The 26,820-nt window shown below is 38.6% G+C and carries 20 protein-coding genes, 16 tRNA genes, 2 rRNA genes and 1 pseudogene; 33 read left to right on the top strand and 6 right to left on the bottom strand.

The genetic code is table 11. The features are described from left to right. From M3610_RS04180 to M3610_RS04095, 18 genes are all read left to right on the top strand, one after another. Positions 1-1,027, top strand: a 23S ribosomal RNA gene (locus tag M3610_RS04180); the annotation flags it as partial. Between the two features lie 128 nt (positions 1,028-1,155). Beyond that, positions 1,156-1,272, top strand: a 5S ribosomal RNA gene (rrf, locus tag M3610_RS04175). 14 nt (positions 1,273-1,286) lie between these two features. Beyond that, positions 1,287-1,361, top strand: a tRNA-Asn gene (locus tag M3610_RS04170). A 5-nt stretch (positions 1,362-1,366) separates the two neighbouring features. After that, positions 1,367-1,458 (top strand) — tRNA-Ser (locus tag M3610_RS04165). An 18-nt stretch (positions 1,459-1,476) separates the two neighbouring features. Beyond that, positions 1,477-1,551: transfer RNA gene (locus M3610_RS04160), tRNA-Glu, on the top strand. Between the two features lie 38 nt (positions 1,552-1,589). Continuing rightward, positions 1,590-1,665: transfer RNA gene (locus M3610_RS04155), tRNA-Val, on the top strand. Positions 1,666-1,683: 18 nt separating this feature from the next. Beyond that, a tRNA-Met gene (locus M3610_RS04150) sits at positions 1,684-1,757 on the top strand. Between the two features lie 2 nt (positions 1,758-1,759). Beyond that, a tRNA-Asp gene (locus M3610_RS04145) sits at positions 1,760-1,836 on the top strand. Positions 1,837-1,841: 5 nt separating this feature from the next. Then, positions 1,842-1,914: transfer RNA gene (locus tag M3610_RS04140), tRNA-Phe, on the top strand. Positions 1,915-1,963: 49 nt separating this feature from the next. Beyond that, a tRNA-Tyr gene (locus M3610_RS04135) sits at positions 1,964-2,048 on the top strand. Positions 2,049-2,053: 5 nt separating this feature from the next. Further along, positions 2,054-2,127: transfer RNA gene (locus M3610_RS04130), tRNA-Trp, on the top strand. Positions 2,128-2,138: 11 nt separating this feature from the next. Beyond that, a tRNA-His gene (locus M3610_RS04125) sits at positions 2,139-2,214 on the top strand. A 29-nt stretch (positions 2,215-2,243) separates the two neighbouring features. Further along, positions 2,244-2,318, top strand: a tRNA-Gln gene (locus M3610_RS04120). A gap of 4 nt (positions 2,319-2,322) precedes the next feature. Next, positions 2,323-2,397 (top strand) — tRNA-Gly (locus tag M3610_RS04115). Between the two features lie 8 nt (positions 2,398-2,405). Continuing rightward, a tRNA-Cys gene (locus tag M3610_RS04110) sits at positions 2,406-2,479 on the top strand. A gap of 42 nt (positions 2,480-2,521) precedes the next feature. Continuing rightward, positions 2,522-2,607 (top strand) — tRNA-Leu (locus M3610_RS04105). Positions 2,608-2,634: 27 nt separating this feature from the next. Next, a tRNA-Leu gene (locus M3610_RS04100) sits at positions 2,635-2,716 on the top strand. Positions 2,717-2,994: 278 nt separating this feature from the next. Further along, a tRNA-Gly gene (locus M3610_RS04095) sits at positions 2,995-3,068 on the top strand. A 78-nt stretch (positions 3,069-3,146) separates the two neighbouring features. On the opposite strand, the gene M3610_RS04090 is transcribed toward M3610_RS04095, so the two are convergent. Next, positions 3,147-3,818, bottom strand: a complete 672-nt coding sequence (locus tag M3610_RS04090) for a B3/B4 domain-containing protein (RefSeq protein ID WP_251456707.1) — start codon at positions 3,816-3,818, stop codon at positions 3,147-3,149. Between the two features lie 109 nt (positions 3,819-3,927). On the opposite strand from M3610_RS04090, the gene queG reads away from it, so the two are divergent. From queG to yhbH, 6 genes are all read left to right on the top strand, one after another. Further along, complete coding sequence (gene queG / locus M3610_RS04085) at positions 3,928-5,058, top strand: tRNA epoxyqueuosine(34) reductase QueG (protein ID WP_251456705.1); 1,131 nt, start codon at positions 3,928-3,930, stop codon at positions 5,056-5,058. 84 nt (positions 5,059-5,142) lie between these two features. After that, complete coding sequence (locus tag M3610_RS04080; protein WP_251456703.1) at positions 5,143-6,018, top strand: amidase domain-containing protein; 876 nt, start codon at positions 5,143-5,145, stop codon at positions 6,016-6,018. A gap of 73 nt (positions 6,019-6,091) precedes the next feature. After that, complete coding sequence (gene trmL / locus M3610_RS04075) at positions 6,092-6,565, top strand: tRNA (uridine(34)/cytosine(34)/5-carboxymethylaminomethyluridine(34)-2'-O)-methyltransferase TrmL (RefSeq protein ID WP_098571986.1); 474 nt, start codon at positions 6,092-6,094, stop codon at positions 6,563-6,565. A gap of 51 nt (positions 6,566-6,616) precedes the next feature. After that, on the top strand, positions 6,617-7,366 hold the full coding sequence (gene nfsA, locus M3610_RS04070; protein WP_251456701.1) for an oxygen-insensitive NADPH nitroreductase: 750 nt from the start codon (positions 6,617-6,619) through the stop codon (positions 7,364-7,366). Between the two features lie 322 nt (positions 7,367-7,688). After that, positions 7,689-9,584, top strand: a complete 1,896-nt coding sequence (locus M3610_RS04065) for a PrkA family serine protein kinase (protein WP_098571987.1) — start codon at positions 7,689-7,691, stop codon at positions 9,582-9,584. A 282-nt stretch (positions 9,585-9,866) separates the two neighbouring features. Next, positions 9,867-11,033, top strand: coding sequence for a sporulation protein YhbH (gene yhbH, locus M3610_RS04060; protein ID WP_026565896.1), 1,167 nt, complete (start codon positions 9,867-9,869; stop codon positions 11,031-11,033). A gap of 38 nt (positions 11,034-11,071) precedes the next feature. Here yhbH and M3610_RS04055 read toward each other — a convergent pair whose 3' ends face one another. Next, a complete protein-coding gene (locus M3610_RS04055) occupies positions 11,072-11,500 on the bottom strand; it encodes a PTS sugar transporter subunit IIA (protein ID WP_251456765.1) in 429 nt (142 codons plus the stop codon). A 102-nt stretch (positions 11,501-11,602) separates the two neighbouring features. Continuing rightward, positions 11,603-13,039, bottom strand: a pseudogene (gene nagE / locus M3610_RS04050) (N-acetylglucosamine-specific PTS transporter subunit IIBC); the annotation flags it as partial. A 281-nt stretch (positions 13,040-13,320) separates the two neighbouring features. Here nagE and nagA point away from each other — a divergent pair. From nagA to M3610_RS04020, 6 genes are all read left to right on the top strand, one after another. After that, complete coding sequence (gene nagA / locus M3610_RS04045) at positions 13,321-14,520, top strand: N-acetylglucosamine-6-phosphate deacetylase (protein ID WP_251456699.1); 1,200 nt, start codon at positions 13,321-13,323, stop codon at positions 14,518-14,520. Continuing rightward, a complete protein-coding gene (nagB, locus tag M3610_RS04040; protein WP_251456697.1) occupies positions 14,517-15,254 on the top strand; it encodes a glucosamine-6-phosphate deaminase in 738 nt (245 codons plus the stop codon). Before nagA ends, nagB begins: the two co-directional genes overlap by 4 nt. A gap of 31 nt (positions 15,255-15,285) precedes the next feature. Then, complete coding sequence (locus M3610_RS04035; protein ID WP_251456695.1) at positions 15,286-16,008, top strand: GntR family transcriptional regulator; 723 nt, start codon at positions 15,286-15,288, stop codon at positions 16,006-16,008. Between the two features lie 26 nt (positions 16,009-16,034). Next, positions 16,035-16,772, top strand: a complete 738-nt coding sequence (locus tag M3610_RS04030) for an SIS domain-containing protein (RefSeq protein WP_251456693.1) — start codon at positions 16,035-16,037, stop codon at positions 16,770-16,772. After that, on the top strand, positions 16,773-17,018 hold the full coding sequence (locus tag M3610_RS04025; protein ID WP_251456691.1) for a hypothetical protein: 246 nt from the start codon (positions 16,773-16,775) through the stop codon (positions 17,016-17,018). Between the two features lie 90 nt (positions 17,019-17,108). Continuing rightward, positions 17,109-18,080, top strand: a complete 972-nt coding sequence (locus M3610_RS04020) for a CAP domain-containing protein (RefSeq protein ID WP_306460582.1) — start codon at positions 17,109-17,111, stop codon at positions 18,078-18,080. 47 nt (positions 18,081-18,127) lie between these two features. Here the strand turns inward: M3610_RS04020 and M3610_RS04015 are convergent, their stop codons facing one another. Next, complete coding sequence (locus tag M3610_RS04015) at positions 18,128-19,393, bottom strand: sensor histidine kinase (protein ID WP_251456689.1); 1,266 nt, start codon at positions 19,391-19,393, stop codon at positions 18,128-18,130. A gap of 208 nt (positions 19,394-19,601) precedes the next feature. Further along, on the bottom strand, positions 19,602-20,261 hold the full coding sequence (locus M3610_RS04010; RefSeq protein WP_251456687.1) for an FMN-dependent NADH-azoreductase: 660 nt from the start codon (positions 20,259-20,261) through the stop codon (positions 19,602-19,604). 405 nt (positions 20,262-20,666) lie between these two features. Here M3610_RS04010 and M3610_RS04005 point away from each other — a divergent pair, with 405 nt between their 5' ends. Together M3610_RS04005 and M3610_RS04000 are read left to right on the top strand one after the other, a co-directional pair. After that, positions 20,667-22,076 (top strand): MFS transporter, encoded by a 1,410-nt coding sequence (locus M3610_RS04005; protein ID WP_251456685.1) that lies wholly within the window; start codon positions 20,667-20,669, stop codon positions 22,074-22,076. 330 nt (positions 22,077-22,406) lie between these two features. Further along, a complete protein-coding gene (locus M3610_RS04000) occupies positions 22,407-23,786 on the top strand; it encodes a glycoside-pentoside-hexuronide (GPH):cation symporter (RefSeq protein ID WP_098572201.1) in 1,380 nt (459 codons plus the stop codon). 59 nt (positions 23,787-23,845) lie between these two features. Here the strand turns inward: M3610_RS04000 and M3610_RS03995 are convergent, their stop codons facing one another. Continuing rightward, positions 23,846-25,042, bottom strand: coding sequence for an ROK family transcriptional regulator (locus M3610_RS03995; protein ID WP_251456683.1), 1,197 nt, complete (start codon positions 25,040-25,042; stop codon positions 23,846-23,848). A gap of 258 nt (positions 25,043-25,300) precedes the next feature. Here M3610_RS03995 and uxaC point away from each other — a divergent pair, with 258 nt between their 5' ends. Next, positions 25,301-26,704 (top strand): glucuronate isomerase, encoded by a 1,404-nt coding sequence (gene uxaC / locus M3610_RS03990; protein WP_251456681.1) that lies wholly within the window; start codon positions 25,301-25,303, stop codon positions 26,702-26,704. The last annotated feature ends 116 nt before the right edge of the window (positions 26,705-26,820 follow it).

The raw sequence follows: 26,820 nt of genomic DNA, 5'->3' as shown, positions 1-26,820 counted from the left end.
GCGAAGCTCTGAATCGAAGCCCCAGTAAACGGCGGCCGTAACTATAACGGTCCTAAGGTAGCGAAATTCCTTGTCGGGTAAGTTCCGACCCGCACGAAAGGCGTAACGATCTGGGCACTGTCTCAACGAGAGACTCGGTGAAATTATAGTACCTGTGAAGATGCAGGTTACCCGCGACAGGACGGAAAGACCCCGTGGAGCTTTACTGTAGCCTGATATTGAATTTTGGTACAGCTTGTACAGGATAGGTAGGAGCCTGAGAAGCCGGAGCGCTAGCTTCGGTGGAGGCGTCGGTGGGATACTACCCTGGCTGTATTGAAATTCTAACCCGCACCCCTGATCGGGGTGGGAGACAGTGTCAGGTGGGCAGTTTGACTGGGGCGGTCGCCTCCTAAAAAGTAACGGAGGCGCCCAAAGGTTCCCTCAGAATGGTTGGAAATCATTCGCAGAGTGTAAAGGCACAAGGGAGCTTGACTGCGAGACCTACAAGTCGAGCAGGGACGAAAGTCGGGCTTAGTGATCCGGTGGTTCCGCATGGAAGGGCCATCGCTCAACGGATAAAAGCTACCCCGGGGATAACAGGCTTATCTCCCCCAAGAGTCCACATCGACGGGGAGGTTTGGCACCTCGATGTCGGCTCATCGCATCCTGGGGCTGTAGTCGGTCCCAAGGGTTGGGCTGTTCGCCCATTAAAGCGGTACGCGAGCTGGGTTCAGAACGTCGTGAGACAGTTCGGTCCCTATCCGTCGTGGGCGCAGGAAATTTGAGAGGAGCTGTCCTTAGTACGAGAGGACCGGGATGGACGCACCGCTGGTGTACCAGTTGTTCTGCCAAGAGCATCGCTGGGTAGCTATGTGCGGACGGGATAAGTGCTGAAAGCATCTAAGCATGAAGCCCCCCTCAAGATGAGATTTCCCATAGCGCAAGCTAGTAAGAACCCTGAAAGATGATCAGGTTGATAGGTCAGAGGTGGAAGCGTGGTAACATGTGGAGCTGACTGATACTAATCGTTCGAGGACTTAACCAATTTTAAGGTGAACTCTGAGTTTACAAACTTCTTCTGCATTATCTAGTTTTGAGGGAATGAAAAAAATTAAATTTTCCTCTTGAAAAATATGAAAAAGACATTATAATAAAATAGTGTCGAATATATGGTCTGGCAATTATGGCGAGAAGGTCACACCCGTTCCCATACCGAACACGGAAGTTAAGCTTCTCAGCGCCGATGGTAGTTGGGACACGCGTCCCTGTGAGAGTAGGACGTTGCCAGGCTGTAATTATATTATTCCGCAGTAGCTCAGTGGTAGAGCTATCGGCTGTTAACCGATCGGTCGTAGGTTCGAGTCCTACCTGCGGAGCCATATATGGAGAGCTGTCCGAGTGGCCGAAGGAGCACGATTGGAAATCGTGTAGGCGGGTAACCCTGTCTCAAGGGTTCAAATCCCTTGCTCTCCGCCATAACTTTTTAAACGATATGGCCCCTTGGTCAAGCGGTTAAGACACCTCCCTTTCACGGAGGTAACACGGGTTCGAGTCCCGTAGGGGTCACCAAAGTTTTTTACGCTAGTGAAGATAATTTTCATTAATTTGGAGGATTAGCTCAGCTGGGAGAGCATCTGCCTTACAAGCAGAGGGTCGGCGGTTCGATCCCGTCATCCTCCACCATATTTACATTATAATTGTCGCGGGGTGGAGCAGTCTGGTAGCTCGTCGGGCTCATAACCCGAAGGTCGCAGGTTCAAATCCTGTCCCCGCAATTGGTCTGGTAGTTCAGTTGGTTAGAATGCCTGCCTGTCACGCAGGAGGTCGCGGGTTCGAGTCCCGTCCAGACCGCCACTTGTGGCTCAGTAGCTCAGTCGGTAGAGCAAAGGACTGAAAATCCTTGTGTCGGCGGTTCGATTCCGTCCTGAGCCACCTTTAGTTTTTTTGCTTGCACTAGATGCGAGTGTTATGAATAGTATGTGGAGGGGTAGCGAAGTGGCTAAACGCGGCGGACTGTAAATCCGCTCCCTCCGGGTTCGGCGGTTCGAATCCGTCCCCCTCCACCATTTATAGGGGTATAGTTTAAAGGTAGAACGAAGGTCTCCAAAACCTTTGGTGTGGGTTCGATTCCTACTACCCCTGCCAATTATACTGTGGCGATTGTGGCGAAGTGGTTAACGCATCGGATTGTGGTTCCGACATTCGTGGGTTCGATTCCCATCAGTCGCCCCATTATATTAAAATTCAAAATTAGTAAACATTGGGCTATAGCCAAGCGGTAAGGCATCGCACTTTGACTGCGACATGCGTTGGTTCAAATCCAGCTAGCCCAGCCAATTTGCGGAAGTAGTTCAGTGGTAGAACACCACCTTGCCAAGGTGGGGGTCGCGGGTTCGAATCCCGTCTTCCGCTCCAATATTTATGGCGGCATAGCCAAGTGGTAAGGCAGAGGTCTGCAAAACCTTTACCACCGGTTCGAATCCGGTTGCCGCCTCCATAATATTTGCCAAGTATATATAAGACTAGGTAATTAGATTTCGCCGGGGTGGCGGAACTGGCAGACGCACAGGACTTAAAATCCTGCGGTAGGTGACTACCGTACCGGTTCGATTCCGGTCCTCGGCATTGCTTTATCAAAACATTTTATTACGCGCCGGTGTGGCGGAATTGGCAGACGCGCACGACTCAAAATCGTGTTCCGTGAGGAGTATCGGTTCGACCCCGATCACCGGTATCAAATGGTTTTAAAAAAAGTTGCTCATATAATTATGGGCAACTTTTTTTGATTAAGGTTATAGACCCTAATCGTTCCCTTGATTAAAGAAAAATGCAGTCAACGGTAACGAATAGATATGTCCGTTCTTCGGCCATTGTGAGGGACGTGAATATCCGCACCCCCCTTTGTAATCTTTTTCGACAAAATCTGCATTTTCCCCTTGACTATAGTAAAAATAGTGTGTAATATAATAAGGGTCAGTTGCTGATATAAATGATTCATCAACTGTTAAAAATGCGGGTGTAGTTTACTGGTAAAACCTCAGCCTTCCAAGCTGATGTAGTGGGTTCGATTCCCATCACCCGCTCCATACATATTAACTAACGCAGTTTATCGTTACATAAGAGAACGATGAATTGCGTTTTTTTATATAAAGAAAAAAGATGTCCTATGGACACCTGACTAATTGGAAGGTTGCTTCTCCTCCATGTATTTGAGTAAACATGTTCATCAATGACTCTGTTAGTCTCCTCGAGTTTTCAACATTGGTTGACGGCTGCAAATAGATTATCTGCAGGGCATTTTTGGTCGCTAACGTTACTGGTGCTCTATCAGAATCGACGAAGGGACTTCCAAAGGGCCCCAGATTATCTGATGATACAATCAGGCGATGCAAAGAGTTTTTTCGTCCATTCAACCCAGTATACTCTTCTCCCTCCGTTCCCAATCGAATGTTCACGGGTCCATTTAAATTATCCTGATCGTATATTCCAATAGGTACTTGATATTGTAAGGAGAAAAAATTATTTATATCAATTGCACTTTGAATAGATGAAAGATAATTTTGTTTTTGAACTCTTCTGTATAACGCTTCGACTGAGGGACGATATCGATTCGGGTCTTTCCCATACTTTTTAAAAACCGAACGCCATTCCTGAATGCCAGAGAGTTCGCTAACATTTTTATTTTCTAAATCAAAAAAAATAGACTCTTGGAAGAGCTGAAGCCGTCCTCTAATCATTTGCGGCGACTCACCGACATTGATATTTTTATATTCAATTACCCCCACTTTAAAACTAGGTATTAGCTGGGTTACTTCCTCAGATAGATTAATTTCCAACCATTCCACCTCCAAAAATCAATGGAAATAGTTTATCATAAAATGATGTGCATCTAATAATTTAACTACCAATATTTTAATAAATCATTTCTAAGGAAGGAGGGGCCAAATGGAAGTCAAGGATTTAAAAGAAGAACTGATTGCCTATAGTAAAGAAATAGGAATCGATAAAATTGGTTTCACAACAGCGGACATGTTTTCTGAATTAAAAAATCGCCTAATAAGGCAGCAGTTACTTAACTACCAATCAGGATTTGAAGAACCAGATATTGAGAAGCGAGTGAATCCTTCACTATTACTAGAGGAACCACGTTCGATCATTTCTATTGCGATTGCTTATCCTTCCAAGATGAATCACCGTGTCGAAAGTAAGAAGGGTGAGCGGAGAGGGATTTTCAGCAGGGCCTCATGGGGGCTTGATTATCATCATGTGCTTAATGATCGTCTTAAAAAGTTAGAGGATTTTATCATCAAAAAGGTACCTGATGCGAGGTTAAAATCGATGGTCGATACTGGAGAGCTCTCAGATCGAGCTGTAGCTGAACGTGCTGGAATTGGTTGGAGTGGGAAAAACTGCGCCATTATTACACCGGAGTTTGGGTCGTATGTGTATTTAGGCGAAATGATCACAAGTATACCTTTTGAACCTGATACTCCAATAGAAGATCAATGCGGGTCCTGTACAAAGTGCTTGGACGCTTGTCCCACAGGGGCCCTGGTCCAAGGTGGACAGATTAATGCACAGCGCTGTATTTCTTTTTTAACTCAAACAAAAACGTTTATTCCAGATGAGTATAGAGATAAAATTGGTAATCGCATCTATGGTTGTGATTCATGCCAGACTGCATGTCCTGTTAACAAAGGGAAGAACTATCATTTTCATGAGGAACTAGAACCACTTCCTGAAATTGCGAAACCTTTATTAAAGCCGATCCTAAAATTAAGTAATCGAGAGTTTAAAGCTAAATTCGGAAATGTTTCTGGTGCTTGGAGAGGGAAAAAGCCAATTCAACGGAATGCCATTATTGCCCTGGCACATTTTAAAGATGAATCAGCTATTCCAGATTTAGTAGACATTCTAGAGAAAGAGGGTAATCCCGTTTCAAGAGGAACAGCTGCTTGGGCCCTTGGGAAAATTGGCGGTGAGACAGCATTATCTGCATTAAAAAAGGCACAAGAACAAGAAACAAATCTTGAAGTACAAACAGAAATTGAAAAAGGACTACATTTTTATAGGTAAAAATGAGCGAACTAAAATGGTTCGCTCATTTTTTTGATTAAATTCTGCTGACTATCATATGTATGAATGAAAGGGGTGAAGAATATGCTTCATTTGATACAAGAGTTATTTGAAAAAAGAGCAAATCAATTTGTTAGCGATAAAGGAACTACTCCTAAAGTATTTTTTCCAAAGGCTGATATGAAGCAAAGCACCTTTGCAAAAAGATCCGCTGAAATTGTAAAAGTAAAAACTTCCGGTAAAATAATTGAAATAGATAAAGAAGATGAATTTCAAACAGTAAAATATCAAGCCCATTATCAATATTTAATCAAGCAAAAGGAATTACTGTATATGGAAGAAGAAGTGGAAGAAAGATTAGCTAAGTTTTATAAAAATGCTTTAGTGATGGACGAGGAAATCAGCCCTTATGGAGCGCAAGAAACCTATCAGTTTCCAACAGAATTGGATGTAAAGGATCAGGATGAACGATTAAGCTATCAGTATAACAGATTAAAGGCTGTGCAATATGCAGAAAGGTGGTGGAATAGCTACAATCCTGCATATAAAAAGTTTGAGAATGATTGCACCAATTTTATATCACAATGCCTTCATAGTGGCGGTGCACCTATGAGAGGCTATCCTAATCGGGCAGCAGGCTGGTGGCTCCAAAAGAGCAATTATAGCTATAGTTGGGCAGTGGCACACTCTCTAAAGGGATACTTCGCTAATTCGAAAATAGGTTTACGGGCCAGGGAAGTGAACAGTCCGGATCAATTATTATTGGGCGATATAATTTGTTACGATTTTGAAGGGGATGGACGGTTTAATCATAATACGATTGTGACAGGTAAGGACGCAAATGGTATGCCGTTAGTTAATGCCCATACGTATAATAGTCGGATGAGGTATTGGGCATATGAAGATTCATCTGCCTATACCCCGAATATAAAGTACAGATTTTTTTCAATCATCGATTAAGGATGCTTAATTATTGAAAGGGTCTATGATAATGGTATAATTGCATGTAGAGTTTTTACATGAGGTGATTTCCATGTCAATTAATGTTGTTTTATTTCAACCGCAGATCCCTTCCAATACAGGAAATATTGCAAGAACTTGTGCAGGGACAGATACAAATTTACACCTAATCCGTCCGTTAGGCTTTTCTACGGATGACAAAATGTTAAAAAGAGCAGGACTCGATTATTGGGAACACGTTAATATCTTCTACTATGATTCTCTTGATGATTTTTATGAGAAGAATGCAGGCGGTGAATTTTTTTATATTACAAAATTTGGGCAGAAGGCTTTTAGCAGTTTTGATTACAGTCATTCAGGCAAAGATTATTATTTTATCTTTGGGCGTGAAACAACAGGACTACCGAAAGATGTCATTGAAAATAATAAAGAAGTCAGCTTGAGGATTCCTATGAATGAAAATATTCGTTCTCTAAACCTGTCCAATACAGCCGCCATTCTTATCTATGAAGCGCTAAGACAGCAAAACTATGCGCATCTACAATAATCCGAGGGGGCCTAAAGGGCCTCCTTTTGTGTAATGGAAAGGAAGATTGTTATGAATGAAGTAATCCAAACAATATTAAACCACCGCTCTATTCGCCAATTTGAGGACAAGCAACTAACAGACGAACAAATTAAAACAATTGTTACTTGTGCTCAATCTGCATCCACGTCCAGCTTTATTCAGGCTTACTCTATAATAGGTGTGAAAGACAAAGAAATAAAGAAAAAATTAGCAGAGATTGCAGGTAATCAGGAATATGTTGAAAAAAATGGCCACTTTTTTGTCTTTTGTGCGGATTTATACCGCCATACCATTATTGGAGAGAATGAACAGGTAAATGTAGCCCCTTCGCTTGAAAGCACGGAAAAGTTTATGGTAGCCCTCATCGATGCATCTTTAGCCGCACAAAATGCAGTGATTGCCGCAGAATCGATGGGGTTAGGAATTTGTTACATAGGTGGAATTCGAAATAATTTAGATGAGGTAGCAAAGATTTTAAAAACACCAGTGCGGGTTATTCCTTTGTTTGGCCTAGCAGTTGGTTTTCCGACTAAACTAAATGAAAAAAAACCGAGGTTGTCATTTGAACATGTTTATCATGAAGACGAATATGAACAAGATACAGAGGCATACATTAGCCAGCTGCAGAATTATGATAACTTAATTTCTAATTACTATGAAGAGCGGACAGGCGGGAAAAGAAAAGACCGTTGGACAGAACAAATGGCAAGGATGCTTGATAGGAAGAGTAGAATGTATATGAAGGAATTTATTCAAAAAAATAAACTGGATCTTCACTAAAAAAGCTGCCAATTGGCAGCTTTTATTTGGTTGAACCTGGTTTGTCATTATAACCTGATGTGAAGATTGCCGCTAAAAATGCGACCATTACTAAACAAACGATGAAAGTGTTCATAATTATGTAATCCTCCTTCGTCATACATTTTTCTATCTTGTCTCACATATAGTTTTATTATAGCCTATCTTATAAAAATGAAAAGAGGAAGATTCTTTTTATTGTTACAAAAAAGATAGACGCTAACCACAATGGTTACGCATGTTCAAAAGCTTATCAGCATAGAGTATATTAATCGTCTCTGATAAACCTACGGGGGAGGGCCTTATGGATATTCTAAAAAAAATCGAGATGTATCGTGAGGAAGAAGAAAAGTTACGTTGGGAAGGGTCATTCGCAGATTATTTGCAATTGTTGAGAGAGAAGCCATGGGTTGCACAGTCGGCACATTCACGAGTTTATAATATGCTTAAGGATGCAGGAATTACTGAAGAAAAAGGGACGAAGAAGTACGAATTCTTTAGTAATCAATTATTTGGGTTAGAGGAATCACTTGAGAGGCTTGTTGAAGAGTACTTCCATCCAGCAGCCAAAAGACTAGATGTAAGAAAACGTATTTTATTATTAATGGGTCCTGTAAGCGGCGGGAAATCCACGCTTGTTACCATGCTAAAACGTGGACTTGAAGCATACTCCCTCACGGATCGAGGCTCTGTTTTTGCGATTAAAGGATGCCCGATGCATGAGGACCCACTTCATTTAATTCCACATCATTTGCGGAAGGATTTTTTTGATGAGTATGGCATCCGCATTGAAGGTAATCTTTCACCTCTGAACATGATGCGTCTTGAACAGGAATATGGTGGAAGGATCGAAGATGTATTGGTTGAAAGAATCTTCTTCTCTGAAGATAAGCGAACAGGGATCGGTACATTCAGCCCATCCGATCCGAAATCACAGGATATTGCCGATTTAACAGGTAGTATTGATTTTTCAACGATTGCGGAGTATGGTTCTGAATCAGATCCTCGTGCCTATCGATTTGATGGTGAACTTAATAAGGCTAACCGAGGAATGATGGAGTTCCAGGAGATGTTAAAGTGTGATGAAAAATTCTTGTGGCACTTACTGTCGCTCACCCAGGAGGGGAATTTTAAAGCAGGCCGCTTTGCCCTCATTAGTGCTGATGAGTTGATCGTTGCTCATACGAATGAAACGGAATACCGATCCTTTATCTCCAATAAGAAGAATGAAGCATTACATTCAAGGATTATTGTTATGCCGATACCTTATAACTTAAAGGTGTCCCAAGAAGAAAGAATATATGAAAAAATGATCAATGAAAGTGATGTTTCTGATGTTCACATTGCACCACATACATTAAAAGTAGCTGCAATGTTTACTATTCTTACTCGTTTAAAGGAACCGAAAAAAGGCGATATTGATTTACTTAAGAAAATGCGCCTATACGATGGGGAAAGTGTAGAAGGCTTTAATACTGCCGATGTGGATGAATTGAAGAAGGAATATCCTGATGAAGGTATGAGTGGTATCGACCCTCGTTACGTAATTAACAGAATTTCATCGACAATCATTCGTAAAGAAATACCATCAATTAACGCACTTGATGTATTAAGATCATTGAAAGATGGACTCGACCAGCATCCGTCCATCACCGCAGAGTTACGGGAACGTTATATGAATTATATTTCATTAGCCCGGAAAGAGTATGATAATATTGCCAAGAAAGAAGTCCAAAAGGCATTTGTATATTCGTATGAAGAATCAGCAAAAACCTTAATGGACAATTATCTTGATAATGTGGAAGCCTATTGCAATAAATCGAAACTGCGTGATCCGCTCACTGGCGAGGAGATCAATCCAGATGAGAAGTTAATGCGCTCCATTGAAGAACAAATTGGGATTTCTGAAAATGCGAAAAAGGCCTTTAGGGAGGAAGTCCTCATTAGGATTTCAGCCTTTGCTAGAAAAGGGAAACGATTCGATTATAATTCCCATGATCGTCTCCGTGAAGCCATTCAAAAGAAATTATTTGCTGATCTAAAAGACGTTGTGAAAATTACCACTTCATCCAAAACACCTGATGAACAGCAGTTAAAGAAAATCAATAATGTAGTTGCAAGATTAGTGGATGAACATGGCTATAATTCACAATCAGCGAATGAATTACTTCGTTATGTAGGAAGTCTATTAAATAGATAATAGGGTGGGGTTAAAATAGTAGGGACTGGCAGAAGGAAATCTGTCAGTCTATTTTTTTCCTTATTCAAATTCACGATAAAATCTGTAATGCTCTCACTCTAACACTTTGTCCAAATTCATAGGCGAAAGCACAATTGTCAAAATAATTTGTAAATTATTCTTTATTTCTGCATAGGATAAAGTAATCCATATTTATCTTATTTTTTCACTCTCGTTATCATATGTATTGGATGAAAATGTGTGCATTTTGGAACCTATTAAATTAATAAGGAGGGGTTTACATTGTCAACAAACAACCATCAATTTGTCATTTCAAGAGAAGATTGGTCCCTCCACCGTAAAGGCCACGATGACCAGCAAAGGCATCAGGAAAAAGTGCAGGAGGCAATTCGAAACAATCTTCCTGACTTAATTACTGAAGAAAGCATAATCATGTCTAACGGTCGAGATGTCGTAAAAATTCCAATTCGTTCATTGGACGAATATAAAATCCGTTATAATTATGACAAAAACAAACACGTGGGCCAAGGTGATGGTGACAGTCAAGTAGGTGATGTAGTAGCACGTGATGGTTCTAGCGGCCAGAAGGGACCTGGAAAAGGCCAAGGAGCTGGGGACCAAGCAGGTGAAGATTACTTTGAAGCGGAAGTATCATTAATGGAGCTGGAGGAAGCATTATTTAAACAATTGGAGCTTCCAAATTTGAAAAGAAAAGAAGAGCAAGAACATCTAGTTGAAAACATTGAATTCAATGATATTCGCAAAACAGGGCTGATGGGGAATATTGATAAGAAACGGACGATGATGTCAGCTTTTAAAAGAAATGCGATGACAGGAAAGCCAGCGTTCCACCCGATTTACAAGGACGATCTAAAATTTAAGACCTGGAATGAAGTAATTAAACCAGATTCTAAAGCAGTTGTGATTGCCATGATGGATACAAGTGGTTCGATGGGGATCTGGGAAAAGTATATGGCGCGCAGCTTTTTCTTCTGGATGACTCGATTTTTAAGAACTAAATATGAAACGGTGGAAATTGAATTTATTGCCCACCATACGGAGGCTAAAGTTGTTTCAGAGGAAGACTTCTTTTCAAAAGGGGAAAGTGGTGGAACGATTTGTTCGTCCGCATACCGGAAAGCACTTGAAATCATTGATGCCAAATATAATCCACGTAAGTTCAACATCTATCCATTCCATTTTTCAGACGGTGATAATCTTACTTCGGACAATGCTCGTTGCGTAAAGCTAGTTGAAGAATTAATGAAAGTGTCTAATATGTTTGGCTATGGTGAAGTAAATCAATATAACCGCCACTCAACATTAATGTCCGCCTATAAGAACATTAAAGATGATCAATTCCGCTACTATATTCTTAAGCAAAAAGCAGATGTCTTTCATGCGATGAAGAGTTTTTTCCAAGCAGAGGAATCGAAATTATTTGCCTAACAAAAACGACTGGTGTCAGGCACCAGTCGTTTTTATTGTTATTCAATTGATAGGATTCCGTCTTGACCTTGGGATGAGTGACCCTGTTTTATTACATTTAGTTTTGTTAAGTTAGTAAAGATAATAGGAGTAATTGTTGATGGTGCTGACTTTTTAATGAAATCTAAATCAAATTTTAGAATTTCCTGTCCTTTTGTAATCTTTTCTCCCTCTTTAATAAGCACTGTAAAACCTTCGCCCTTTAAATTCACAGTGTCCATGCCGACATGGATGAGAATTTCATATCCTTGCTTTGATTTGATACCAATCGCATGTTTCGTAGGAAATACGTTCATGACTTCACCGTCAACAGGGGAAACTACTGATCCCTTAGATGGTACGATTGCAAACCCATCGCCCATCATTTTTTGTGAGAAGACTTGATCAGGCACTTCGGTAATCGGGATAATATCCCCTTCGATTGGCATAACAAAATCTCTTTCTGATAGTGGAGTGAGTTCATTAGATTCCACTGCAGTATAAGCATTATTTTTGGTTGTATCAATTTTTTTCATTGCATTTGGATTATTACGAAGTTTTAAAATTTCATCTGCTACGAATTGTACATTCGTTCCAACAATTACTTGAATGCTTTGCTTTCCAACGATATTAATTCCTGGTACACCAGTCGATTTAATTTTTTGTTGGTCAACTGCATTCATGTCTTTTACTTCCATTCTTAGACGAGTTACACAATTGTCAACAGAGGTAACATTGGCATCTCCACCTAATCCTTCATAAATCTGTGCGGCCATAACAGTAAATTTACTTTCACCTGTTGAAATATTGATTTCAGAAGATTCTTCATCATCCTCTTCACGTCCAGGAGTCATCAAGTTGAATTTCGTGATGATGAATCTGAATAAGAAATAATAGATTACTGCAAACACTAAGCCTTGAACCATTAACATGTAAGGATGGTTTGCTAAAGGTAATCTAGAACTTAGAATAAAGTCAACTAGACCAGCACTAAAACCAAATCCAGCCGTCCAATGGAATGCAGCTGCAATGGCTAAGGAAATACCTGTTAATATTGCATGGACGAAATATAGCATTGGAGCAACAAACATAAAGGCAAACTCAATTGGTTCTGTTACACCTGTAAAGAATGCAGCGAAACCTGCTGCCAACATTAAAGAAGCCACTGCCTTTTTCTTCTTGTCCTTCGCAGTATGGTACATTGCTAAAGCTGCTGCTGGTAAACCAAACATCATGACAGGGAAGAATCCGGCTTGATACATACCAGTAACGCCTTTAGTTCCCTTCCCAGCCCAGAAATTACCGATATCATTAATTCCGGCTACGTCAAACCAGAATACAGAGTTTAAGGCATGGTGCAGACCAGTTGGGATCAATAAACGGTTAAAGAATCCATATAAACCTGCGCCAAAAGCTCCTAAATGAGCAATGCCTTTACCAAATGATACAAGTCCTGTAAAGATAACAGGCCATAAGAAGAATAGTACTGCAGAAACAGCAAGCATAGAAACAGCAGTCATGATTGGAACAAGGCGCTTACCAGAGAAAAATGCTAAAGCATCCGGTAATTTAACATGGCTAAATCGATTGTACATCGAAGAAGCAACAATACCTGAAAGAATACCAACAAAAGCATTTCCAATCTTTACAAATGCAGGATCTACCTCTTCTGGTTTAATCCCTTCGAGCAATGCCACTGAGCCTGGTGAAAGCAGGGTTGTCACAACTAAGTAGGCAACCAAACCACTTAACGCTGACGAACCATCTTTCTCTTTCGCCATCCCAAGTGCTACCCCAACAGCAAATAGGATGGGGATATTATCAATGATTGATGAACCAGCTTTAATTAGGAAGGCCGCTAGAGGACTATCCGCCCCCCAACCCGTAGGGTCGATCCAATAACCAATTCCCATCAAAATGGCTGCAGCCGGTAAAACAGCTACAGGTAACATCAATGAACGACCAATTCTTTGTAAATATTTCTTCATCACATTACCTCCTAATAGAATCTAAAAAAATAACTATAAAATAATTCATAAAAATAATATTGCGGGTGTAAGCGCTTTTCCGTTTTTAATATAACACTAAACGTTTATAGATGTCTATACCAATTGGCTAAATTTTATTAACAAACATATTCCTATGGGTTAGAACAATATTAGGTTGAAATGGTATTATATTCATATTTTTATTATAAAGTAAATTGGTATAGACAACTATATAATGGTGATGCTAAGATTTAGATATAACCTGAAAGGAAGTATCAAAGATGATTCCAAAAGATAATCATATTTTGCTAAAGGGTATACGGGTTTATTCACAAGAACAAATAATAGAAGATGGATATATTAAAATAAAGAATCAAAAAATCATTGAAATTGGTTCATCATCTGAGTTGTTGTCTAAGGAAAACTATAAGGTGATTGAACTTCCTGCCCAGTTTAGTGCAGTTCCTGGCTTTATCGACGTTCATATCCACGGTGCAGCCGGTGCCGACACAATGGATGCAACCAAGGAAGCACTGGACATAATGGCAGCAGCATTGCCTAAAGAAGGTACAACTAGCTTTTTAGCTACTACAATGACTCAGGAAGGGAAACAAATTGAGAATGCCTTAATAAATGCCGGGAATTACATTAAAGAACAGCACGATCCAGGTAAATCTGAAATACTCGGCATTCATCTAGAAGGACCGTTTGTGAATAGTAAAATGGCTGGGGCACAGCCAATTCAACATATAATTGATCCTGATCTTGCTTTACTTGAAGAATGGCAAAAGCTCTCTAATGAGACGATTAAACTTGTCACTTTAGCTCCAGAAAGACCGCATGGTTTAGAGATGATCCGATATTTAAAGAAGAAGGGGATTATTGCATCGATTGGTCATACAGATGCTACTTATGACGAGGTGAATGAAGCTATTGAAGCAGGAGCAAATCATGTCACTCATCTTTATAATCAAATGAGAGGGCTGCATCATCGTGAACCTGGAGTTGTGGGAGCGGCCTTTTTAAGAGAAGAATTAAAAGCTGAGATTATTGTCGATGGGGTGCATAGCCGTCCAGAAATGGTTAAACTTGCCTTTAAGCAAAAACGAAGTGATGGATTGATTTTAATCACTGATTCAATGCGAGCAAAATGTTTGAAAAATGGGAAGTATGATCTTGGCGGCCAAGAGGTTTTTGTAAAGGATGGAAAAGCAGAACTTGAGGATGGAACTCTTGCAGGAAGTATTTTGAAATTGGGGCAGGCGGTAAAAAATATTATATCATATGCGGACTGTTCACTTAAGGAAGCAATTGAAATGGCATCAGTGAACCCAGCCAAACAATTGAACCTTTATGATCGAAAAGGCAGTATTGCAGTTGGAAAAGATGCGGACATTGTTATTTTAGATGAGAATATGGAAGTTTATATGACATTATGCAGGGGAGCTCTTGCTTACAATAGGGAGGAAAATTCTAAATGAAAATTATTGAAGTCAAAGATTATCAACAAATGAGTAATAAAGCAGCTGAATATATTATAAAAAAGGTTATTCAGAATCCAAATATTAAACTTGGTTTGGCTACAGGCGGTACTCCAGTTGGGACATATAAATGCTTAATCGACGACCATCAAAAAAAGGGGACTACTTATCAAAAGGTAACCACTTTTAATTTAGACGAATACGTAGGGCTCCCGGGTGAAAATAAAAATAGCTACCGGTATTTTATGAACAACCAGCTTTTTGATTATATTGATATCAATAAAGCCAAGACAAATGTTCCAAGCGGTATTGCTGCAGATTTTCAAGAGGAATGCCATCGATATGAGGATTTAATAAATCAGCATGGCGGTATTGATTTGCAAATCCTTGGGATTGGCAGTAATGGACATATTGGCTTTAATGAACCAGGAACTTCTTTTGCTTCCAAAACGCATATTGTAGAGTTAGCTTCTTCAACTATTCAAGCAAACGCAAGATTTTTTAATAAAATCGAAGAAGTTCCAACTAAAGCCATTACAATGGGAATTTCCACCATTATGAAAAGTAAAGAAATTCTGCTTCTCGTGTCAGGTGAGAAGAAAAGTGAAGCACTTTTTAGATTATTGAATGAGGAGATAAGTGAAAACTTTCCAGCATCTGTGTTGAAAAATCATCCGTGTGTTACAATTATTGCAGATAAAGCGGCAATAGCAGATTTAAAGGTTACAACGTGACAGTTATAAGGAAAGGATGCAGCTGGAGGAAATGATTAATAAGAATTCTCCGATTCCAATTTATTACCAAATTGAAGAGTATATTAAAGAACTAATTGAAAATGGTGAGTTGCGTCCTGGTGATGCACTCCCGCCAGAAAGAGAATATGCGGAAAAATATCAGATTAGCCGGATGACAGTAAGACAGGCATTTACACAGTTAGTAAATGAAGGATTGTTATATCGATTGCAAGGAAAAGGTACTTTTGTTGCAGAAAGAAAAATTGAACAGCCCCTTCAAGGATTAACCAGCTTCACAGAAGATATGAAGGCCAGAGGATTCGTGCCTGGAAACCAATTACTTCACTTTGAAATTATTCCTGCAACAAGACAAGTAGCAGGGCAGCTTTTAATTTCTGAACATGGTCCTGTATATGAAATCAAAAGAATTCGTCTGGCAGATAATGTCCCAATGGCTTTAGAAACAAACTATATTTCAGCAAACCTTATTAAAGGACTTACAGAAGGAATTGTAAATGATTCCCTGTATAAATACATTGAAGAGCAATTAGACTTAAAAATTGATAGTGCTTCACAGATCATCGAATCATCTGTTGCCAGTCAAAACGAAGCCGATTTACTAAAGATTAGCAAGGGTGCACCAGTTATGTTAATCCAAAGAAATACTTTTCTAAAGGACAATACCCCTGTTGAATTTGTTAAATCGGTCTATCGTGCAGATCGCTATAAATTTATGATCCAAATGAAACGCTGAAGACATAGTAATGGAGGTTATTTAACGTGTTCAATCATTATTTTCAAAAGCTTCACGAATTATTAAGCTTAGTTGAAAAGGATGAAACTGATGGCCTCAAAACAGCTGCTAAAAAGATCGCAGAATGTATCCAAAACGATGGAATTGTTCATGTCTTTGGGTGCGGACATTCACATATCCTTGGAGAAGAACTTTTTTACCGTGCAGGTGGACTAGTGCCTATTAACCCTATTTTAATTGAGGACTTAATGCTTCATAAGGGGGCTGTTCGTTCATCTCAATTAGAAAAGGAAAATGACTTAGCAAAACAATTTCTAACTAGAGTGAAAATTCAACCTCAGGATGTGGTTATTGTTGCATCAACCTCTGGAAGGAACCCTGTGCCCATAGATGTAGCTGAGTTTGCTAAAAATAATGGTGCGTTTGTTATTGCAATCACATCATACAGTTATACAAAGGCAGTAACATCAAGACATAAAGATGGTAAATATTTGTATCATTCCGCTAACCTTGCTATTGATAATCATATTAAGGTGGGTGATGCACTAATGGAGCACGAGTCTATTGCTGTTAGCTTTGGTTCAGGGTCAACAGTCATTGGGACAGCAATCGTTAACGGAATCATGGTGGAAGCGATCAGCATAATGATCAGTAATAATTTTGAACCGCCAATTTTTAAAAGCGGCAATGCTGATGGTGCAGAAGAACATAATCGTACGTTGATTAACAAGTATAAAGAAAGAATTCCAATGTTGGAAAATTGAATGCAAAAAACGAAACCGACAGTTATACTGGTTGGTTTTTTTTGTGGGAAGGCTGTGTTAAAGATTAATGTTGATTTTGACACTCTGTTGATTGGAGTGGAAGGCACGAAGACTCCTGCGGGAGTACGGGTCAGGGGAGACCCCGCAGAAGCAAAGCGACGAGGAGGCTCCCCGGCACGCCCGCGAACCGCTTGTGCCTGGAACGGAAATCAACAGACAAGTTTAACACAGTCTATGGAAAATTAAATAAAAATGCGTTTATTTTCCACCAATACTTTCTTTGAAAAACAAGAAAAATAAAGGGGTAACATGATTTTTTCAAAGGGGGTATTTCGATTGATAAAAAAATCTTTTGGGATAGTCTTAACAGCGGTTTTAACAATGGGACTTGCTGCTTGTAATAACAATGACCATAATGACTTAAATGATCAGAATACACATGTTGGGATGAACAATGATATAAGAAATAACACCCCATATATGGATGTCCGTAATGGCAGAGATGATGGGATTGACCACAATGGTCCATTAACTGAGGATTACACCAACACTAATAACAGTCAATCGGATCTTGATGTAAATCTTTTCAATACTAAACGGAAAAACAAGAAAAATTATTACAAAAATGATGATGATATGATTTCTTCGTATCAGACATCCTTAAACAGTAACCAATATCCACATACTAGAGCGGTATTAATCCGTGATGCAAAATATCAGTATATTACGATCGACCCTAAAAATTGGGGAATGCTGCAAATACAACCATATATCCAGCAGCAAACACCGGCTGGACAGGCACCGTCGCAAGCGCCTATTCACCAGCCAAAGCAAACAACACCAACACCGAAGCAAAAAGCGCCAGCACCGGCGCCAAAACAGCCAGCTACTACACAAAAAAATAATGCACCAGCGCCAACCACTGGAAATGTTAGTCAATACGTTCAACAAGTAATTGACTTGACGAATGCACAACGCAGTAAGAATGGTCTTCCAGCATTAAAAGCTGACTCACAGCTTAATGGAGTGGCACAGAAAAAATCGCTGGATATGCAGCAGAAGAATTATTTCTCACATACAAGCCCAACATATGGATCTCCATTTGACATGATGAGAGACTTTGGTGTGACCTATAAATCTGCGGGTGAAAATATTGCCCAAGGGCAACGTACACCACAGGAAGTAGTTACTGCCTGGATGAATAGTGAAGGCCATCGTAAGAATATCCTTAGTGCTAATTTTACTCATATTGGAGTAGGATATGAAGCGACTGGCAAACATTGGACGCAAATGTTTATCGGAAAATAAAGGAGTAAGTCAAGTAAACCGACAGTTATTTTCCTGTCGGTTTACTTTTAATTGGATTCGCTTTTTAAAATTGAGGAAATGGTTGGAAATTTAAAATGAAAAGTGGTCCCTGCTCCGACTTCACTTTCTGCCCAGACTGTTCCATCCATAGCACGGGCAATGCTGTAAACTACCATCATCCCTAAACCTGTTCCATTTTTTCCTTTTGTTGAATAAAAGGGTTCTCCTAAACGCTCAAGTTGCTCATTAGTCATTCCAATACCGGTATCATTGACACTGATTGTTACATAATTTTTACTGAACTTAGTGGTAATGGTTAAATATCCACCATTTGGCATTGCTTCAATTGCATTTTTGATAACATTCACAAAACATTGACGAAACTTCTGTCCGTCGCCCTCAATAAAACCAATAACTGAGAAATCAGTAATAATTTCTACTGAATTTTGATTGGCCAAAGGCTGAAGAATATTAATTATTTGCCGCAATTCACTTTTTACATTTAGCTCCTCAAGCACTTCCAAGGAGGGCTTTGCAAAAGTTAAGTAATCTTGAATAACACGTTCTGCAGAAATTAATTCCTCTTTAACAATCGAGAGGTATTCTTTTCTTTTATGCCTTGAAAGATAATCATCTTGAAGGAGTTGGACAAACCCACTGGCAGCCGTTAGTGGATTCCGGATTTCGTGAGAGATAGCAGCTCCCATCTGTTCCACCGCTTTTAATTTTTCTGCTTTAATGAGCTCCTGCTGCATTTCGTTATTTCGTCTGACAAATTCAATCCCATATGAGATAATGCCAATTCCAAGAGAGGGAATAATTAGGAATGCAAACCAAGCATCCAGCCAATAGGTATGGGTATTTTCGAAACTCATCCCAATAACCGTTATCACACCAAGAACCACACCTAAACATACCGTAACGAAAATACGCCGTCCTGGAACTTGTCTTAAAAACCACGGATATACTCGCCAGAAAATTACTCCCAAGGGTGCATATAGTACGGCCGTTTGAATTAAGCCCAAATCAAAGCCATAGAAGCTTCTTATAACTATAGTGGCAACTATAAGAATTGGTCCAATTCCGATATAAAGGGCCCCCAACACTAACGGAATAATTCTTAAATCGTATCGGGCAGACGGAACAGGAGTGTAAGAGAATTGAATACACAGCCATAGCATGGCAATACAAATGATAATTAGTGAGGATTTAGAAAGGGTAAATTTTTTTTTATTATCGAAAAAAATTAAACAGAGAAATAATAATATGATAAAAATTGAGAGGTTTAAAAAAAGATGTTTCGTTATGTCCATTAACGTCACCATCCAAAATAAGGCTGTTAGGGAAATTTTACATGTATTTTCCACATTATACAACAATATTTGCATAATTTAGAAAAAATAAAATAGTGTTTCTAAGATGAAAATGGAAGGCTTGTTTGTTACAATCCTTCCAAACTTAATTGAGCAGACATAATAATAGAGGCCTCCCTTTAAAGGGAAGCCAAAGTTATCTTGTATCTCAAACGGTAACAAGTTTAGTTGCGAAATCTTTAGCTGCAAGTCTGGCGTTTTCTTGTCCTTGTTCAAGAATCTCGGGTACCTTTAGTGGATTAATATCAAAACCTTCTGTAATAACTGAATCAGCAACCTCAATCCCTAAGAATCGCAGTGCGATTTTTAAATACCGATCACCGGACTCCAATGCTTCCATTGGAGTCCCCGTGTACTGGCCGCCTCTTGTTTGGAGATGAATCGCTTTTTTATTCATTAAGAGCCCTTTTGGTCCGTTAACTGTATGGGCAAACGTTTTTCCTGCAATAAATAGATTATCGATATATGCTTTTAATATGGCGGGTGAGCTTAAATTCCACATAGGGGAGACAAAAACAAAGTAATCAAAACTAATAAATTCATTAGCGAGATTATGCATTAGTAGTATTTTTTCTCTTTCTATGTCTGATAGTTGTTCTAAGGAATACCCGTAACCAGCTAGTTTTCCTCTTGCAGATACCAAATCTGCATCCATTTGCGGGAAATCTAATGAAAATAGATCAACTTTCTTGATTTCTAGCTCGGGCCGAACTTGGTGAAAGGACTCAAGAAAAGCCTCCCCAATTTTTAGCCCTTTTGATTTCTCCAGTCCCTTCGGATTCGCAGCTATATAAAGTAATTTTTCCATATTATACACAACCTAACTAACATATTTTTCACTAAATTTATTATAAAAAAAAAATCATTGTTCAATATTGAACATTAGGTGACGTTAATGAACATTACGTGTCAAGCTATTAATTATTCGGGTTTGTAGGAGGTAATCCTAATTATGAGGAGTCTAATAATTTGCAAAATTATTTATTTAAACGCTTACAAAATCTATTGACTGATTTTATCCTCGATGATAATATACATCTATACTAATTAATTAGTTCACTAAACTAATTAATAGAAAATATTAACAGCGCTATTTTTTATTTTTTAAAGGATTTTGAAAAGGGTTTCAAGGTATTGGAATTCAAGAGATTTAGACGGTTTTAAGGTTTGGGGTAAATTACAAAAAATAAGGGAAGTAAATGGAGGGGTAGAAATGATTCAAGTAGCTAAAAAATCCGCTGTAGAAACAGTATCTGAAAATGGATTCAGAAAGTTTGGAATGAAAGACAAAATTGGATATATGTTTGGTGACTGGGGGAATGATTTCTTCTTTATTCTAGTTGCAGCATTCTTAATGGTTTTCTATACAGATGTCTTTCATATTAATCCTGCTGCAGTCGGTGGATTATTCTTTCTTGCCCGTTTGTGGGATGCAGTAGCCGACGTTTCATGGGGCCGTTTTATAGATACAAGAAAAGCAGGGAAAAACGGCAAATTCAAGCCTTGGATTTTTAGAATGTCTTTCCCGCTTGTTATTTCTGGTGTTTTGATGTTTGTACATATTCCAGGAATGTCAGATGGATTTTATCTTGCTTATGCTTACGTAACATATATTATTTGGGGATCACTATATAGTACAGTTAATATTCCTTACGGATCGATGGCGTCAGTTATCACAGGCGATCCTGTTGAACGTACTGCACTATCTAGCTGGAGAACATTAGGTGGAAATTTGGCTGGTTTAATTATTAACGTAGTTGGACCAATGATTTTATTTGTTAACAATCGACCAGATGCTAATCGCTTCTTATTAGCTGCATTACTTTTTGGTGGACTTGCACTAGCTTGTTACATGGCTTGTTATAAATTATCTGTTGAACGGATTGTAATGGATGAAACAAATAAACCACAGATGAACTTTGGACAAACAATGAAAGGTCTTGTTAAAAACAGACCATTAATTTGGTTCCTTATTGCTTCATTATTGTTCCTGGTTATCTTTATGTTAATTGGTGCAGTAAACGTGTATTTATTTAAGGACTACTTTGGAAATGCAAAAGCATTAAGTATGGTTGGTCTTTTTCAATCTATTGCAGTATTTGTAGGTATGCCATTTGTTAAACCATTAGTTGCGAAATTTGGCAAAAAAGAAGTGGCATCTGGTGGTTTATTACTTGCTGCTCTTGTATATGTTGCTCTATATTTCCTTCCTAACTTAACAGCAACACAATTTATTGGAATTTTAACGGTTGGAATGTTAGGTTATGGCCTTTTCAACCTTGTCATTTGGGCTTTCGTTACTGACGTTATTGATTATCATGAGTATTTAACTGGCTTACGTGAAGATGGAACCGTTTACTCGATCTATTCTATGGCACGTAAAGTTGGTCAAGCAGTTGCTGGCGGTGTTGGTGGGGCAGCAATCGCAGCAGTAGGTTATAATTCAAATCTAAAAGCACAAACAGCTGATACGCTTCAAGGAATTCATACAATTGGAACACTAGTACCAGCAATTGGAATTGGTCTTGTGTTCCTAATCATAGTATTCTGTTATCCTTTAAACAAAAAGCGTACGGCACAACTTGCGGCGGATTTAGCTGAAAAAAGAAAAGGAAAACATTGATTCCTATTGCATATGAGAGAAGATAGCTAAGATCTGCTTAGCTATCTTCTTTTTTTTGTGATGATAATAATTTATAAGTTTTGAACCTTGATTACTGTCTAGCTCCAGCACATTAGCTCCTTTCTTGATATATCCGCTTACAAATTAGTATTGACGGAATTTGTCGATGGTGTTATTCTAACGGTGCAGACAATTAATTAGTTTATTAAACAAATTAAATTAAATTAACACGCTTTGAAACCTCAAAATATCATCTATACATTCTTGGTAGTTTTGAAAAGGGTTCCAAGTAAACGCTTTTAAGTAAATAGGAAGGGAAGAGTGAAAGCAATGGAGAATAGTGTCTCAAAGAAACTTACCTTAAAAGAAAAATTTTCATATGGTTTAGGTGATGTTGGTAATGGATTTATGTTTGATATGGGGCAAATTTATTTGCTAAAATTTTATACCGATGTTTTAGGAATTTCTGCTTATTGGGGCGGGCTAGTATTTTTAATATCGAAGATTTTTGATGCATTTGCGGATTCTGCCGTTGGTGCATTCGTAGATAAGCGAAAAGTAGGTAAGAGAGGTAAGTTCCGTCCCTTCATCTTATTTGGATCGATTCCGCTTGCCATTATGACTGTTATTTCTTTCATGGCACCCGAGTTTTCAGACACTGGAAAAATAGCCTTTGCTTTTATTACTTATATGGCCTTTGGGTTGTCCTATTCTATTGTCAATATCCCTTACGGATCACTTGCAGCATCCATGACTCAAGATTCTGTGGATCGTGCCTCACTTGGCTCCTTTCGAGCGATTGGCAGCCAATTTGCACTGCTTATTTCGGGTATGGTCGTAATCCCAATTGTTCTATATTTTCCAAATGAAAGATTAGGATATATGGTAGGAATCGCTTCGATGGCGTTAGTAGGGGTAATCTTCCATTATATTTGCTACCGAAACACAACTGAAAATATTATTAGAGAGCCTCAAAAAGAAAAAGAAAAGGTTCCGATGTCAAAACTATTCAAACTATTACTTAGTAACAGACCGTTAATTGCCCTTTGTTTCGTTTGCTTGTTTATGGTTGCCGGAAGTAACCTGCGCACGGCAGTTCAGTTATATTACTTACAGTATAATTTAAATAATCCCGGTCTTATGTCTTTGCTTTCTTTTACTAGTATTGGAATCGCTGTCATTGGCTCATTTTTTATTCCAGCACTTGTTAAAAGATTAGGAAAAAAGAAAACATTCATAATCGGTCTTTTAATTGGAATTGCTGCGGATGTTGCAAACTTTCTGTTACCGGCAAACATACCGACTTTCCTAATATTGCTTACAATTGGAAGTTTGGGTCTTAGCTTTGCACTTGGTTTACCATGGGTAATGGTTGCAGATGCAGTGGACTATCATGAATGGAAAACAGGACAAAGGACAGAAGGGATTGTATATTCAAGTTATAGTTTCTTCCGTAAACTAGCGCAGGCACTTGCTGGATTTATTCCTGGTGTAGCACTTGGGTTAATTGGTTACGTTCCAAATGCAGAGCAAACTGCTAGCACACTCATTGGTATAAAAGGGTTAATGTTTCTTGTTCCAGCTGGACTAAACTTAATTGCAGCGATTATCTTAATTGTTCTGTATAATTTAACAGAAGACTTATATAAAAAGATTGTTAATGAACTTAAAAATAAACAAAAAGCTAATAATGGTTTAAAAAGCGCGTAATAATTACAAATAAAAATCCCCTTTTAGCAATTGCTAGAAGGGGATTTTTCACTGTAAAGTTAAATTGAGAGCGCGTTTTCAATTTCATTGTCTTTTAGATCATAGGGCAAATTTAGCATCGGGACATCTAGAAATTGTTTGATAGCAAGTGCACATGCTCCAAGAACACATGATTTTTTTCCGATAGTAGAAATCATTAATTCACGATAATGACTAATTGAGGAATTTAGATTTTTGCTAATTTTATGGAGCGAGTCGGGATAAATTCGCAACAATTCACTATCAAGTACGAGCACGTCTGGGTTATACATGTTAATCATATTATTCAATCCAATAGACAGATAAAAAAGGAAATCTTCCATCAATTGGTGTACTTCTTCGTCGCCTTCATTAAGCCATTTTTGAATATGTTCGTAAGTCAGATCTTTAATCTGGCGTTTTTCAGATAAATACTCAAAAATACTCGATTCAGAAGCATATTTTTCCCAACAGCCCTTATTTCCACAATTGCAAGGTTTCCCCTCTGGTACCACAATCATATGACCTATTTCACCAGCAAATCCATCATGGCCACGGAAAAAGTCATTTTTCATCATCATGCCTAGGCCGATCCCCGAATAGAGGGTGGCACATAACAGGTTGTCTGTTTCATGGTGCACATAGACCCTTTCGGCGAAAGAACTTAGATTTGCATTATTTTCAATGTAAATTGCGATATTTATTTCTCTCTCTAAATCACTCTTAAGATTAACTTCATGCCAATCAAAACGTGGAACATAGTGGATTTCTTCGTCTTTTGTAACCAGACCATGTATGGCGACAACAATTCCGACAATACCATAGCGGCTGGAAGTGTAATCTGATTTGATCCTTTTGATTTGTTGAATTAGAATCGGGAGAATCTCCTCATATTTTGTAGTATTTAATTGGATAATACTTGAAGAAACGGGACAACCAAGAAGGTCTGATATTGTAAATGATATTTGACCATAATCAAGGTCAATACCAAGTGCATAGCCGGCATCTCCATTTAATGAGAGCATAATTGGTTTTCTTCCAACCGAATAATGCTCTAGGTGTGTTTCTATAATTAGCCCTTCTTCTAATAAGTCAGCAACTTGCGCTGAGATCGTTGCTCTTGTCAAATTAGTGGCTTTGGATAGATCTGCTCTTGAAATCAGGCCTTCTTTCACAATTTCTCTAATGATTAAAGAGCGATTAATTTTCTTTATATATGCCGCATCACCGGTAACCATTAATATCCTCCATTTCGGGCATTCCTTTGTGTATATTCTTATTATATCAGTTCTTTAATTAATTGGACGTTTATATTCTATTTATTCCTAAATAGTTAATTGACTAAACATATTAAACATGATAAATTATGTATGTAATTAATTTGTTTAATAAACAAATTAAAAAAGAATTATCTGTTAGCAAATATTTATAGATTACTGTAAGGGGTTACAGCAAGGTCATCTACGTATGAATTGTATTATAAGGAGATGGATTAGATGAAAAAATTTATGGATCAACACTTTTTGCTAAATTCCGAAGCTGCAGTAAAGTTGTATGAAAATGCAGCAGCAACTTCACCAATTTTTGATTTCCATTGTCACCTAGATCCGAAAGAAGTTTGGGAAAACAAGTCATATGAAAATATTACCCAAATTTGGCTTGGTGGGGACCATTACAAGTGGAGAACGATGCGCATGAATGGTGTTGGGGAACGCTATATTACAGGTGATGCTAATGATTGGGAAAAATTTGAAAAGTGGGCAGAGACAGTCCCTCATTTACTTGGAAATCCTGTTTATCATTGGACACACTTGGAATTAAAAATGTTTTTCGGAATTAATAAAGTATTAAGTCCAGAAACAGCTCGTGAAATTTGGGATGAATGTAATGAAAAATTACAGTCATCAGAATTCAGTGCGAGGGCTTTAATTGAGAGGTCAAATGTAAAGTTTATCGGAACGACCGATGATCCAATCTCCACACTAGAATACCATCAATTATTGAAAAATGATGACACCTTTGAAACAACAATTGCACCAACATTCCGACCAGATGGTGCGATGTTTATTGAACGCCCAACTTTTGCAAGCTGGATTCAAAAATTGGCGGATGTTTCCGGCATAAAAACAGATTCCTTAGATGGCCTTTTATCAGCTTTAAAACAAAGAGTCGAGTATTTTCATGAAAATGGCGGCCGTGCGTCTGATCATGACATCCAAAAGATGGAATATGTAGATGCAAGCAAACAAAAAGTAGAAGCGATCTTCAATAAACGTATAAGAGGTGAACAGCTTACAGATGAGGAATTGATCGCCTATCGGATTTTCCTTTTAAAAGAACTTGGAAAAATGTATGCTGAAAAGCAGTGGGTTATGCAGCTTCACATGGGAGCGCTGCGAAACAATAACACCAGAATGAAAGAATTGCTTGGGACTGATGTGGGATTTGATTCAGTTGGAGAAGCTAATATGACTGAAGGCTTGTCGAGATTCCTTGATTCTTTAGATCAAGAAAACGCACTGCCAAGAACAGTATTATTTAACTTGAACCAAAAAGATAACGTAACATTAGCTGGCATGATGGGGAACTTCTATGAAGAAGGTGTTCCTGGTAAGGTTCAATTAGGTTCAGGATGGTGGTTTGTTGATCATATCGATGGTATGGAGAGACAAATGAAGGATTATGCAAATGTTGGATTACTCAGCCATTTTATCGGTATGCTAACAGACTCGCGCAGCTTCTTATCTTATGCTCGTCATGATTACTTCCGCCGAATTCTGTGTAATATCCTTGGCGATTGGGTGGAAAAAGGGTCGGTACCAAATGACATGAAGCGTATGGAGCAAATGGTAAGGAATATCTGCTTTAATAATGCTGAAAGATATTTTTTAGAACGCTAAATAGGGCTTCACATTGACCACATTTATTTAACATGGTTGGCAAAACTATTGATGTGTATTAGCAAGAATATTTAGTTAAAAAGCACTTTTTGTTTGTATTATTGTCAGAAATATGT

The sequence above is a fragment of the Neobacillus sp. MER 74 genome (genome assembly GCF_023714155.1).
Note: the sequence above shows the minus strand (reverse complement) of the source record. Positions and strands in the feature narration are given on the sequence as shown.

Excerpts from the sequence above, each read along its gene's own strand:
- queG (WP_251456705.1), top strand. The coding sequence starts at position 3,928 with ATGGAAGTCAAGGATTTAAAAGAAGAACTGATTGCCTATAGTAAAGAA.
- M3610_RS04080 (WP_251456703.1), top strand. The coding sequence starts at position 5,143 with ATGCTTCATTTGATACAAGAGTTATTTGAAAAAAGAGCAAATCAATTT.
- trmL (WP_098571986.1), top strand. The coding sequence starts at position 6,092 with ATGTCAATTAATGTTGTTTTATTTCAACCGCAGATCCCTTCCAATACA.
- nfsA (WP_251456701.1), top strand. The coding sequence starts at position 6,617 with ATGAATGAAGTAATCCAAACAATATTAAACCACCGCTCTATTCGCCAA.
- M3610_RS04065 (WP_098571987.1), top strand. The coding sequence starts at position 7,689 with ATGGATATTCTAAAAAAAATCGAGATGTATCGTGAGGAAGAAGAAAAG.
- M3610_RS04055 (WP_251456765.1), bottom strand. The coding sequence starts at position 11,500 with ATGCCAATCGAAGGGGATATTATCCCGATTACCGAAGTGCCTGATCAA.
- nagA (WP_251456699.1), top strand. The coding sequence starts at position 13,321 with ATGATTCCAAAAGATAATCATATTTTGCTAAAGGGTATACGGGTTTAT.
- nagB (WP_251456697.1), top strand. The coding sequence starts at position 14,517 with ATGAAAATTATTGAAGTCAAAGATTATCAACAAATGAGTAATAAAGCA.
- M3610_RS04035 (WP_251456695.1), top strand. The coding sequence starts at position 15,286 with ATGATTAATAAGAATTCTCCGATTCCAATTTATTACCAAATTGAAGAG.
- M3610_RS04025 (WP_251456691.1), top strand. The coding sequence starts at position 16,773 with ATGCAAAAAACGAAACCGACAGTTATACTGGTTGGTTTTTTTTGTGGG.
- M3610_RS04015 (WP_251456689.1), bottom strand. The coding sequence starts at position 19,393 with ATGGACATAACGAAACATCTTTTTTTAAACCTCTCAATTTTTATCATA.
- M3610_RS04010 (WP_251456687.1), bottom strand. The coding sequence starts at position 20,261 with ATGGAAAAATTACTTTATATAGCTGCGAATCCGAAGGGACTGGAGAAA.
- M3610_RS04005 (WP_251456685.1), top strand. The coding sequence starts at position 20,667 with ATGATTCAAGTAGCTAAAAAATCCGCTGTAGAAACAGTATCTGAAAAT.
- M3610_RS04000 (WP_098572201.1), top strand. The coding sequence starts at position 22,407 with ATGGAGAATAGTGTCTCAAAGAAACTTACCTTAAAAGAAAAATTTTCA.
- M3610_RS03995 (WP_251456683.1), bottom strand. The coding sequence starts at position 25,042 with ATGGTTACCGGTGATGCGGCATATATAAAGAAAATTAATCGCTCTTTA.
- uxaC (WP_251456681.1), top strand. The coding sequence starts at position 25,301 with ATGAAAAAATTTATGGATCAACACTTTTTGCTAAATTCCGAAGCTGCA.